The 12,174-nt window shown below is 44.4% G+C and carries 12 protein-coding genes; 8 read left to right on the top strand and 4 right to left on the bottom strand.

All coding sequences use genetic code 11. The annotated features are described in order from the left end of the window. The first annotated feature begins 6 nt into the window (after nt 1–6). The 6 genes from cmoI (at nt 7) to ytoI (ending at nt 6,036) form a co-directional block, all read left to right on the top strand. A complete protein-coding gene (gene cmoI / locus BSU_29320; protein ID NP_390810.1) occupies nt 7–288 on the top strand; it encodes a redoxin in 282 nt (93 codons plus the stop codon). Next, nucleotides 285–1,613, top strand: a complete 1,329-nt coding sequence (gene cmoJ, locus BSU_29310; protein NP_390809.1) for a monooxygenase (S-alkyl substrates) — start codon at nt 285–287, stop codon at nt 1,611–1,613. Before cmoI ends, cmoJ begins: the two co-directional genes overlap by 4 nt. A 46-nt stretch (nt 1,614–1,659) precedes the next feature. After that, nucleotides 1,660–2,352 carry an FMN-riboswitch-binding activator of rib genes gene (gene ribR, locus BSU_29300; protein ID NP_390808.1) on the top strand — a complete coding sequence of 231 codons (693 nt, stop codon included), beginning with the start codon at nt 1,660–1,662 and terminating at the stop codon, nt 2,350–2,352. 17 nt (nt 2,353–2,369) lie between these two features. Further along, entirely contained in the window at nt 2,370–3,620 is a 1,251-nt protein-coding gene (sndA, locus tag BSU_29290; protein ID NP_390807.1) for an S-alkyl-N-acetyl-metabolite deacetylase, read from the top strand. 18 nt (nt 3,621–3,638) lie between these two features. Then, entirely contained in the window at nt 3,639–4,541 is a 903-nt protein-coding gene (ytnM, locus tag BSU_29280; RefSeq protein NP_390806.1) for a putative transporter, read from the top strand. A gap of 175 nt (nt 4,542–4,716) precedes the next feature. Then, nucleotides 4,717–6,036: a hypothetical protein gene (ytoI, locus tag BSU_29270; protein ID NP_390805.1), complete on the top strand. Its 1,320-nt coding sequence runs from the start codon at nt 4,717–4,719 to the stop codon at nt 6,034–6,036. Nucleotides 6,037–6,054: 18 nt separating this feature from the next. On the opposite strand, the gene ytpI is transcribed toward ytoI, so the two are convergent. Continuing rightward, nucleotides 6,055–6,357, bottom strand: a complete 303-nt coding sequence (gene ytpI / locus BSU_29260; RefSeq protein NP_390804.1) for a hypothetical protein — start codon at nt 6,355–6,357, stop codon at nt 6,055–6,057. A gap of 130 nt (nt 6,358–6,487) precedes the next feature. Here ytpI and nrnA point away from each other — a divergent pair, with 130 nt between their 5' ends. Further along, nucleotides 6,488–7,429 carry a nanoRNase (oligoribonuclease) (3'->5'short substrates, 5'->3' long substrates), 3',5'-bisphosphate nucleotidase gene (gene nrnA, locus BSU_29250; RefSeq protein ID NP_390803.1) on the top strand — a complete coding sequence of 314 codons (942 nt, stop codon included), beginning with the start codon at nt 6,488–6,490 and terminating at the stop codon, nt 7,427–7,429. Between the two features lie 17 nt (nt 7,430–7,446). Here the strand turns inward: nrnA and ytzJ are convergent, their stop codons facing one another. From ytzJ to ytrH, 3 genes are all read right to left on the bottom strand, one after another. Further along, entirely contained in the window at nt 7,447–7,638 is a 192-nt protein-coding gene (gene ytzJ, locus BSU_29249; RefSeq protein YP_003097772.1) for a putative sporulation-related conserved protein, read from the bottom strand. 101 nt (nt 7,639–7,739) lie between these two features. After that, on the bottom strand, nt 7,740–8,243 hold the full coding sequence (ytrI, locus tag BSU_29240) for a protein involved in sporulation (RefSeq protein NP_390802.3): 504 nt from the start codon (nt 8,241–8,243) through the stop codon (nt 7,740–7,742). Beyond that, nucleotides 8,240–8,581 carry a membrane protein involved in a sporulation process gene (gene ytrH / locus BSU_29239; RefSeq protein ID YP_003097771.1) on the bottom strand — a complete coding sequence of 114 codons (342 nt, stop codon included), beginning with the start codon at nt 8,579–8,581 and terminating at the stop codon, nt 8,240–8,242. Before ytrH ends, ytrI begins: the two co-directional genes overlap by 4 nt. A gap of 139 nt (nt 8,582–8,720) precedes the next feature. Between ytrH and dnaEC the strand changes: the two genes are divergently transcribed. Continuing rightward, entirely contained in the window at nt 8,721–12,068 is a 3,348-nt protein-coding gene (gene dnaEC / locus BSU_29230; RefSeq protein NP_390801.1) for a DNA polymerase III (alpha subunit), DnaE3, read from the top strand. Nucleotides 12,069–12,174: the final 106 nt, after the last annotated feature.

Raw genomic sequence — 12,174 nt, 5'->3', positions numbered from 1 at the left:
AGAAGAATGAGTGATGTTGTGAACATTGTGGTTTGGAGTAAAAAAGGCTGTTCGTATTGTGAGGAAGTCAAGAATTATTTGAATGAAAAAGGGTTCCCGTTCCAAAATATCGATGTTTCAGAGAAAGAAAAGCTTCGGGATATTTTACAGGTGAAATATGGGGTGCGCCATGTGCCTGTGGTCGAAATCGGGCGCGGCAATCAGTATCAAGGGATAACTGAAATCGGCATTGAACACCTTGATCTTGCACTTGCTAATCATGCACAGATAAAGGAGGCAAAAAGATGACACGTGCAGATTTTATTCAGTTTGGAGCCATGATTCACGGTGTCGGGGGAACAACTGACGGCTGGCGTCATCCCGATGTTGATCCCTCGGCCAGCACGAATATTGAATTTTACATGAAAAAGGCGCAAACAGCTGAAAAAGGTTTGTTTAGTTTTATTTTCATTGCAGACGGCTTATTTATTTCTGAAAAATCGATTCCTCATTTTTTAAACCGTTTTGAACCGATCACCATTTTATCTGCGCTGGCATCGGTTACCAAAAATATTGGTTTAGTAGGGACGTTCTCTACATCTTTTACTGAGCCATTCACTATCTCCAGACAATTGATGTCGCTGGACCATATCAGCGGGGGCAGGGCCGGCTGGAATCTGGTTACTTCGCCGCAGGAAGGAGCGGCGCGCAACCATAGTAAGTCTAATTTGCCAGAACACACTGAACGTTACGAGATCGCACAAGAGCATTTGGATGTTGTGCGCGGGCTGTGGAATTCCTGGGAGCATGACGCATTTATACACAATAAGAAAACAGGGCAGTTTTTCGATCAGGCGAAGCTTCATCGCCTGAATCATAAAGGAAAGTATTTTCAAGTAGAGGGGCCCTTGAATATCGGGCGCTCTAAGCAGGGAGAGCCTGTAGTGTTTCAAGCGGGTTCATCAGAAACAGGCCGGCAGTTTGCTGCTAAAAATGCGGATGCGATTTTTACCCATTCCAATTCATTAGAAGAGACAAAAGCGTTTTATGCGGATGTGAAAAGCCGAGCTGCTGATGAAGGGCGTGATCCTTCAAGTGTGCGGATTTTTCCAGGGATCAGCCCGATTGTGGCAGATACGGAAGAAGAGGCGGAAAAGAAGTATCGTGAATTTGCAGAATTGATACCGATTGAAAATGCTGTTACTTATTTGGCCCGTTTTTTTGATGATTATGATCTGAGTGTTTACCCGTTGGATGAGCCATTTCCCGATATTGGCGATGTGGGAAAGAATGCGTTTCAAAGCACAACAGACCGGATTAAGAGAGAAGCAAAAGCCAGAAATCTGACATTGCGGGAGGTAGCACAGGAAATGGCTTTTCCACGGACTCTATTCATCGGAACACCAGAGCGTGTCGCATCCTTAATTGAAACTTGGTTCAACGCTGAGGCGGCGGATGGGTTTATCGTTGGGTCGGATATACCGGGAACACTTGATGCTTTTGTAGAAAAGGTGATTCCGATTCTTCAAGAAAGAGGGCTTTATCGTCAAGATTATCGCGGCGGGACATTGCGGGAAAATCTCGGTCTTGGCATTCCGCAGCATCAATCCGTTTTACATTCATCACATCATTAGGTTTCGTCTGATCGAATGCGGAAGCTGAGAGAGGAGGCTGACTTTTTTGACGATCATTGCCGGTACGGTTGTGAAAGGAAAACAATTAGGCAGAAAGCTTGGATTCCCCACGGCAAATGTAGATGCAAAAATACATGGGCTGCGTAATGGAGTTTATGGGGTTCTGGCGACAGTCAATCATCAATTTCATTTAGGGGTTATGAATATCGGTGTGAAACCGACGGTGGGCTCTAACCTTGAAAAGACATTGGAGATTTTTTTGTTTGACTTTCATAGAGACATTTATGGAGAAAAAATCGAATGCAGCATTCTCTTTAAAATTAGAGAAGAAAGAAGGTTTGATTCTTTGGAGTCTTTAACAAAGCAAATTAAAAAGGATATTTCGTGCGTTGCAAAACGCTTTGAGCTGATTGGGATTATGGCACCAAACAAAAAAGAAAGCCTTCTTTCCCATCAGGAGTTAAATCTTCCGGATCTCTGCTTTTACAAGAAATGTAATAACCTATATGGCGTCAACCGAGGCGTATACAATGTCATTGATAACTGGTTTTTTGAGTACGGAATTACACAAGTAGCTTACAGGCGCATTTATATTTTATCTTTTTTAAGCTTTTTGAAAGAAGATAATCCGAAAGTTTCCAGCAAGTATATAAGATTTGGGGCGGGCGGTCTTGCTGATAAATTGAACCGATTTATTTCATCTTATGTTGAAGAGTCTGAAGAAAATATATTGGGATAGGGAAAGGAGCGGAACATATGTCTTTGGATTATTGGAGAAATATAGAAGGCTCCTATCCATATCAGACTACAGGAAATGACATCCTGACGTTGAAAGAGGAGTCTAATCCCGTAAATCTCTCAACGCTAGAAAAGCAGCTCATCGGCATTCGCCGGCACCTGCACCAATATCCTGAACTGTCAAAAGAAGAATTTGAAACAACTGCTTTTATAAAAAAATGCCTTAAAGAAAAGGGGATACAGATTCGCCCTACTGCTCTAAAAACGGGTGTGTTCGCAGACATAGCAGGGGAGTCAGAAGGTCCGGCGATTGCTTTGAGGGCTGATATTGACGCCTTGCCAATTGAAGAAAAAACAGGATTGCCTTATGCGTCTAAACATAAAGGGATCATGCATGCGTGCGGTCATGATTTTCATACGGCAGCGCTTCTTGGTGCGGCCTTTTTATTGAAGGAAAATCAAGACAGTCTGAAAGGAAAGATTCGTTTATTATTTCAGCCAGCAGAGGAAGCGGGTGCAGGCGCTACAAAAGTGATAGAGGACGGCCAACTGGATGGCATTGATGCGGTTATTGGCCTTCACAATAAACCGGATATCGCGGTTGGGACTGTAGGGTTAAAAACAGGCCCGCTTATGGCTGCTGTTGACCGATTTAAAGTAGAGATAGAAGGGAAAGGTGCTCATGCAGCATTGCCGCATAATGGTTTTGATCCAATTATCGGCGCCTCTCAGCTTATTGTCGCCCTGCAAACGATTGTAAGCAGAAATGTAAACCCGCTGCAAAGCGCGATTTTAACCGTAGGGAAAATCAACGGCGGCAGCACTTGGAATGTCATTCCGGATACAGTGGTCATTGAGGGCACTGTTCGTACATTTGATTCAGAGGTTCGTAATCAAGTGAAACAGCGTTTTTTTGCAGTCACAGAGCAGATTTCTGCCGCTTTCTCGTTAAAGGCAAATGTGAAGTGGCATTCCGGACCGCCGCCGCTTTGTAATGATGAGGCAATTACGGGGCTGGTGCGAGACGCTGCACATAAAGCGAAACTTCAAGTCATTGATCCCGCCCCATCAACCGCGGGGGAAGATTTTGCTTATTATCTTGAGCATATTCCGGGATCCTTTGCGTTTTTTGGAACAGACGGTGATCATGATTGGCACCACCCTGCATTTACAATAGATGAAACTGCAATTATCAAAGCCTCTTATTTTTTATATGAAAGCGCCAAGAGATTGTTAGATTCGAATGAAGAGTCAAAAATATCTGATTGATATAGATGGGGTGTTCTGATGAAGAAATTAATCGTTTTTGCATTTATTGGTTTATTGTCGCAGTTAATAGACGGTTCGTTAGGTATGGCTTATGGGGTTACCTCAACTTCTTTGTTATTGGCGTTTGGCATCACACCTGCTGTGGCTTCGGCTTCTGTCCATTTAGCGGAAGTCGTAACGACTGCCGCATCGGGAGTGTCGCATATTAAATTTGGCAATGTTGACAAACAAACCGTTTATCAGCTTGTCATTCCCGGCTCTATAGGCGCTTTTTTAGGCGCGGCATTCCTCAGCCAATTACCTGGAGATGTGGCGAAACCCTATATTTCTTTGTTTTTGCTCCTTCTGGGCGGATATGTATTGATCAGGTTTTTATTTCAATATAAGCCGGCTCTTGAGAAGAAGCATGTGCCGTTAAACCGAAAACAATCCATCCCATTGGGAGTGATCGCTGGTTTTGCAGATGCCACAGGCGGAGGCGGCTGGGGACCGGTGACCACTCCGATTTTATTATCCCGCAAAGGCTTGAGCCCGAGGAAAGTTGTCGGGACTGTAGACACAAGTGAATTTGCCATCGCCGTATCTGCAACCGCCGGTTTTCTTATTTCATTAGGATGGGAGGACGTCAATTGGTTATGGGTGTTTTCACTAATGGCCGGCGGAATTATCGCTGCCCCTATCGCAGCATGGCTGGTGCAGAAGTTTCATCCGCAATTGATGGGTGTGCTTGTAGGAGGATTTATTATTCTGGTAAATGCCAGAACATTAATAAATGAATGGATCGCAAACACAGCTGTTCATCCATTGATCTATACGGCCATAGGGGCGATATGGCTATCCGCAGTTTTATTTGTTTTATCTAAAATAGGGAATCGAAATATTGTTAAGACAGCGGTTGATGTCCATTTAAAAGAAAAATAAAGGTTTTTCCGCTTTACGATGTAAAAGGAATCACGTGGTCCTTGCGTTTGACTGGAACGAAATCAACGCTGTAAGAAGCCGGTCGGGCTTCTTTTTTATTTTCCAGCCTCATTGCGTATAAATCCTTTGAAACCTTATAATAAAAACAAGAAGACTGTCCTTAGAGGTGAAAGGCTTGGCAACGAAGCATGAACAAATTTTAACGTATATCGATTCACTGCCTGTCGGTGAAAAAATTTCTGTCCGAAGAATTGCAAAGGAAATGAAAGTAAGCGAAGGAACCGCGTACAGAGCGATCAAGGAAGCAGAGAATAAAGGGTTTGTCAGCACGATTGAACGTGTGGGCACAATCAGAATTGAACAAAAGAAAAAAGAGAACATTGAAAAGCTTACCTATGCAGAGGTTGTAAATGTTATAGACGGACAAGTGCTCGGAGGCAGGGCAGGGCTCCATAAGACATTGAATAAATTCGTCATCGGCGCGATGGAGCTTGACGCGATGATGCGTTACACCGCAGCGGGGAATCTTTTGATTGTCGGAAACAGAATCAATGCACACAGGCAGGCGCTTGAAGCGGGCGCGGCCGTATTGGTGACCGGGGGCTTTAACACGGATGACAGCATTGTGCAGCTGGCAGATGAGCTTGAACTGCCGATTTTATCCACGAGCTATGACACCTTTACAGTTGCCGCGATGATTAACCGGGCAATATATGACCAGCTGATCAAAAAAGAAATTGTTTTGGTGGAGGACATCCTAACACCTGCTGACCGCACGGTATATCTTTCGCCTAAGGATAAACTTGAAAAATGGTATGAGAAAAATTTTGAAACGGGGCACGGCCGCTTCCCGGTTGTCGACGATCAAATGAAAATCCATGGCATTCTGACATCAAAAGATATTGCTGGCCATGACCGAAATGCATCTATAGAAAAAGTCATGACCAAAAATCCCGTCACGGTTATTGGGAAAACATCTGTCGCTTCAGCTGCGCAAATGATGGTATGGGAAGGGATCGAAGTGCTTCCCGTCACTGACGGCCACCAAAAACTCATCGGCATGATCAGCCGCCAAGACGTATTGAAAGCTCTTCAAATGATTCAAAAGCAGCCGCAGGTCGGGGAGAAGCTTGATGATATCGTTTCAAGGGGGTTTAAAGATGAGGGTGATGATAAAGAAGATCAAACGGTTTACGAGTATGAAGTCACGCCGCAAATGACAAATCAGCTTGGAACCATTTCTTATGGCGTATTTACGACCATTTTGACGCAAGCGGCAAACCGATTTTTGCGCTCGAAAAAACGCGGCGAACTCGTCATAGAGAGCATCACCATCTTCTTTTTGAAGCCTGTGCAGATGGAATCAGTCATCGAAGTCAAACCTCGCATCTTGGAGGCCGGCAGAAAGTTTGGGAAAATGGAAGTGGAAGTGCACAGCCAAGGTCATATCGTGTCTAAAGCGATGCTGATGGTTCAGCTGATGGAAAGAAGCTAAGGGACGTTCAGGCGCCCCTTACGCGTGATCTCTTTCAGCTTCTTTGGCGTGAAGGGGATTGTAATGCCTGAAGGCTTTATAACCTGCCCAAGCGCTTCCTGCTCCTATGACGATAAAGATACCGCCGATTACTAACGTTAATACTGAATGGAATAATATCATTTGGTTAAGCCCGTAGAACAGGACTAGTGACCCTAAGGCCATGCTTGATTTTGCTGAACATATTTCTTTTGCCAAAGATGGCTTTGCCCGTACGCCTTTTACTTTATAGTACACATAAAAGCAGGCTGAAAGCCCAATCAAAAAAACAAGAACCAGCATAAATGAAATCCTCCATCGTAAAAGTTTACAACCCCATTTTATACAAAAACGGGCTTGGTTTTGACGTTATTTTTCTTTTCCGTCGGCAGAGAATGTGATTTAATGAATAAAAACAATAAAGGAGTATCAAATGAAAACAGAATTGATCAGAACCATATCATTATATGACACGATTATCTTACATAGACATGTGCGTCCTGATCCGGATGCCTACGGATCACAGTGTGGGCTTACGGAAATCCTGCGTGAAACATATCCTGAAAAAAATATTTTTGCGGTCGGCACGCCTGAACCGTCCCTCTCTTTCTTATATTCCCTTGATGAGGTGGACAATGAAACATATGAAGGCGCACTTGTCATTGTCTGCGATACGGCAAATCAGGAAAGAATCGACGATCAGCGTTATCCTTCAGGCGCCAAACTAATGAAAATCGACCACCATCCGAACGAAGATCCATACGGTGACCTTCTCTGGGTCGATACAAGCGCCAGCTCAGTAAGTGAAATGATTTACGAGCTGTATTTAGAAGGAAAAGAGCACGGCTGGAAGCTGAATACGAAAGCGGCAGAGCTGATCTACGCCGGCATTGTTGGAGATACCGGACGCTTTTTATTTCCGAATACCACGGAAAAAACACTAAAATATGCAGGCGAGCTCATTCAGTATCCATTCTCTTCCTCAGAGTTATTTAATCAATTGTATGAAACAAAACTGAATGTGGTGAAGCTTAACGGCTTTATCTTTCAAAATGTGTCTTTGTCCGAAAACGGGGCGGCTTCTGTTTTCATCAAAAAGGATACGCTTGAAAAATTCGGCACAACGGCTTCTGAAGCGTCGCAGCTTGTCGGGACGCTTGGCAATATCTCAGGTATTCGCGCCTGGGTGTTTTTCGTAGAAGAAGACGATCAAATCAGAGTCAGATTCCGTTCGAAGGGGCCTGTCATTAACGGACTTGCCCGGAAATATAACGGCGGAGGGCATCCGTTAGCTTCAGGCGCCTCTATTTACAGCTGGGATGAAGCTGATCGTATTTTAGCTGATCTGGAAACATTATGTAAAGAACACGAGTAGAGGGGAGACCCTCTCTCTTAGTGTTCATCTGTGACGGGGATGAACCAGCAGCCGAAATCAGTAAGGTCCTCGTAGACTTGGAGATTGTGTGATTGAAGTTCTTTTTTGATGAGGGAAGCGAGTGAGTTTGTTTCGGCATATGCAGAAAAACCTTGTCTGAGACGGGCTGCTTGATCTTTTGCTAACTGACGGTCACTGTAAACCTCCATTTCCCTTCCTCCTTCCTTTCGCCATTAAGCCTCACATATAGTTTATAAAAAAGAATGGGAAAAAGCGACAGAAGTTTGGAGAATTTAAAAAAAATCCATAATTATGTGGCGAAAGAAATTTCAAGTTCCACTGTCAGCCTCGTATAAATAATCAATTCTCTGACGGTTGCCTCGTATTTTTTTTCATTGATCATATAGACTTTATTTTCAATTGTCCGCTTCAAGAGATCCTTTGTTTGATAGACGCTCTCTATGTCTTTTGTAATCACCTCTGAAATATCATCCTTTACATGCTCCTCGAATTTCGTTTTATCCGGCTGTGATATTTTATATTTATCCCCATTCAGCAATTTGACGCTGACGCTTTGAATCAGCAGTTTTCTTTTATTATCTTCATTCAGTTTATGGAGGTCTTCCTGATAGATCGAAATTTGATTGTTCAAGTCTTTTACATGCTCTTTTTGCTTTTCGATGAGGCTGACCTGCTCCTCTTGGAATGTTCCGTAAGTAAACAGGAAAAAGAACCAGCTGATTACGGCTCCGCACATCATTCCCGCGAAAAAACGCTGCCATCCCGGTTTTTTGTAATGCTGGGGGACCCTCATGAAGAAAGATGCTCCTGGGTCAGCCATGATATAATAAGCCAGCCGCTTTGCGCGCCCCCCATGGCCGAAATAATTAAAAGAAGCTGTTTAAAGATATCTCTCGTATTGCCTTCGAGTATGCCGCGTTCAAAGCTGTATACCGCATCAAAGGTGCCTCCGATAGCTGCGACAAGCGCCCATATTTTTAACCGGTTGGCAAGCTTTGTAATGGCTGTAAGCGGGGGTTCGCCTGCCAAGTATGCTCCGAGCCCTCCGATGAGTGCGCCCCCGATCAGCACCCCTAACGCAATGAAGTAGCTATTGATAAAATTCACCATAAATCCTGCTTCCTGATCCATCTTTATCACCTCACCTTTTATATCATATTGAGCTTTCAGGACAAGTATGATGATGAGTCAAAAAAGAACATTTGTTTCTTTTGGAAACCGGCCTTATAATGAAGGAAGAAATGGATCGTAATGAGAAAGAGGTGATAGCATGTCTTTTGTTCACCTGCAAGTGCATAGCGGGTATAGCCTGCTAAACAGCGCCGCGGCTGTGGAAGAACTCGTCAGTGAAGCTGACAGGCTCGGATATGCGTCTTTGGCGCTGACAGATGATCATGTCATGTACGGAGCTATTCAATTTTATAAAGCTTGCAAGGCGAGAGGGATCAACCCAATAATCGGTTTGACGGCTTCTGTTTTTACAGATGACAGCGAGCTTGAAGCATACCCGCTCGTCCTGCTGGCAAAATCGAATACAGGCTATCAAAACCTGCTGAAAATCAGCAGCGTTCTGCAATCTAAATCAAAAGGCGGACTGAAGCCGAAATGGCTTCACAGTTATCGAGAAGGGATTATCGCAATAACGCCCGGCGAAAAAGGATATATTGAAACGCTTCTTGAAGGAGGGCTGTTCGAACAGGCTGCTCAAGCCTCGCTGGAATTTCAGTCTATATTCGGAAAGGGAGCTTTTTATTTCTCCTATCAGCCTTTTAAAGGGAATCAAGTCTTGTCTGAGCAGATTCTAAAGCTGTCAGAAGAAACGGGTATCCCTGTTACGGCCACAGGCGATGTGCATTACATAAGGAAGGAAGATAAGGCTGCCTACCGTTGTTTGAAAGCGATTAAAGCGGGGGAAAAACTGACGGATGCACCCGCTGAAGATTTGCCTGATCTCGATTTGAAACCACTCGAAGAAATGCAAAACATTTATCGAGAGCATCCCGAGGCACTGCAAGCTTCTGTAGAGATCGCGGAACAATGCCGGGTTGACGTCAGTCTCGGGCAGACCCGTCTACCGTCTTTTCCGACCCCAGACGGAACGTCCGCTGATGATTATTTAACGGATATCTGTATGGAGGGACTCCGCAGCCGTTTCGGCAAGCCTGATGAACGATACCTTCGCCGTCTTCAATATGAGCTTGATGTCATCAAGCGGATGAAGTTCAGCGATTACTTTCTGATCGTGTGGGATTTTATGAAGCACGCCCATGAAAAAGGGATTGTTACAGGACCGGGAAGGGGTTCTGCGGCGGGTTCTCTTGTGGCATATGTGCTGTATATCACAGATGTTGACCCGATTAAGCATCACCTTCTGTTTGAAAGATTTTTAAATCCCGAACGCGTCAGCATGCCGGATATTGATATTGACTTTCCCGATACTAGAAGGGATGAAGTCATTCAATATGTTCAGCAGAAATACGGTGCAATGCACGTCGCACAGATTATCACCTTTGGAACACTTGCGGCAAAGGCGGCGCTCCGGGACGTCGGCAGAGTATTCGGCGTCAGCCCGAAGGAGGCAGATCAGCTTGCAAAACTCATTCCTTCAAGACCGGGAATGACGCTGGATGAAGCGAGACAGCAGTCACCGCAGCTGGATAAGCGGCTTCGGGAGTCAAGCCTGCTTCAGCAAGTCTATTCAATTGCCCGGAAAATAGAAGGGCTGCCAAGGCATGCATCAACCCACGCAGCGGGCGTTGTCCTGAGTGAAGAACCGTTAACAGATGTTGTTCCGCTTCAAGAAGGGCATGAAGGGATCTATTTAACGCAATACGCGATGGACCATCTTGAAGACTTGGGCCTTTTAAAAATGGATTTCTTAGGTTTGAGGAATCTGACACTTATTGAATCCATCACTTCAATGATTGAAAAAGAAGAAAATATTAAAATAGACCTTTCAAGTATTTCCTACAGCGATGACAAAACGTTCTCCTTGCTGTCAAAAGGGGATACGACAGGCATTTTCCAGCTTGAATCTGCAGGGATGAGAAGCGTCTTGAAACGGCTGAAACCTTCGGGCCTAGAAGATATTGTGGCGGTCAATGCACTGTACCGGCCGGGTCCGATGGAAAATATTCCGTTATTTATCGACCGTAAACACGGTCGGGCGCCTGTTCACTATCCTCATGAAGATTTAAGGAGCATTTTGGAAGATACATATGGCGTCATTGTGTATCAGGAACAAATTATGATGATTGCTTCCCGTATGGCGGGGTTTTCTTTAGGCGAAGCGGACCTATTGAGAAGGGCGGTCAGCAAAAAGAAAAAAGAAATCCTGGACAGAGAGCGAAGCCATTTTGTTGAAGGGTGCTTAAAAAAGGAGTATTCTGTAGACACTGCAAATGAGGTCTACGATTTAATCGTCAAATTCGCAAACTATGGCTTTAACAGAAGCCATGCGGTGGCATACAGCATGATCGGGTGCCAGCTTGCGTATTTGAAAGCTCATTATCCGTTATATTTTATGTGCGGATTGCTGACAAGCGTCATTGGCAATGAGGATAAAATCTCTCAATATCTTTACGAAGCAAAGGGGAGCGGGATTCGTATCCTTCCTCCGTCAGTGAATAAAAGCAGTTTTCCGTTTACAGTTGAAAACGGATCTGTCAGATACAGCCTCCGCGCGATAAAAAGTGTAGGCGTCTCAGCAGTCAAAGATATATATAAAGCAAGAAAAGAGAAACCATTTGAAGATCTTTTCGATTTCTGCTTTCGCGTGCCGTCAAAAAGCGTAAATCGCAAAATGCTTGAAGCACTTATCTTTTCTGGTGCGATGGACGAATTCGGCCAAAACCGGGCCACGCTGCTCGCATCCATTGATGTTGCTTTGGAACATGCTGAGCTATTCGCCGCGGACGATGACCAAATGGGATTGTTTTTAGATGAATCGTTTTCAATTAAGCCGAAGTATGTGGAGACGGAGGAGCTTCCTCTGGTGGATTTACTTGCGTTTGAAAAGGAAACGCTTGGCATTTATTTTTCAAATCATCCCCTCTCCGCCTTCCGAAAACAGCTCACTGCGCAAGGAGCAGTCTCCATTCTGCAGGCTCAGCGGGCAGTCAAAAGGCAGCTTTCACTAGGCGTTCTGCTGTCGAAGATCAAAACGATTCGGACGAAAACAGGTCAAAACATGGCGTTTTTAACGCTCAGTGATGAAACCGGCGAGATGGAAGCCGTAGTCTTCCCTGAACAATTCAGACAGCTTTCTCCCGTTTTAAGAGAAGGCGCTCTTTTGTTCACTGCGGGGAAATGTGAAGTTAGACAAGATAAGATCCAATTCATCATGTCCCGGGCAGAATTATTAGAAGATATGGATGCAGAAAAAGCGCCATCGGTTTATATAAAAATAGAAAGCAGTCAGCACAGCCAGGAGATCCTGGCAAAGATTAAGCGCATTTTGCTGGAGCATAAAGGGGAAACAGGCGTTTATCTCTATTATGAAAGGCAAAAACAGACGATTAAGCTACCTGAGTCGTTCCATATCAATGCAGATCACCAGGTGTTATATCGCTTAAAAGAGCTGTTGGGTCAAAAAAACGTCGTTTTAAAACAGTGGTAACGATTCGCTTTTTGTTATACAATTGGAGCAATTATGTGATCCTGTTTAAATATTCAGATAGATTTACTCCGCAGAATGCAGCAATCAACGCAGCAGTATACGAATC

It is taken from the genome of Bacillus subtilis subsp. subtilis str. 168 (assembly GCF_000009045.1).
GTDB classification, from domain to species: Bacteria; Bacillota; Bacilli; order Bacillales; family Bacillaceae; genus Bacillus; species Bacillus subtilis.
Note: the sequence above shows the minus strand (reverse complement) of the source record. Positions and strands in the feature narration are given on the sequence as shown.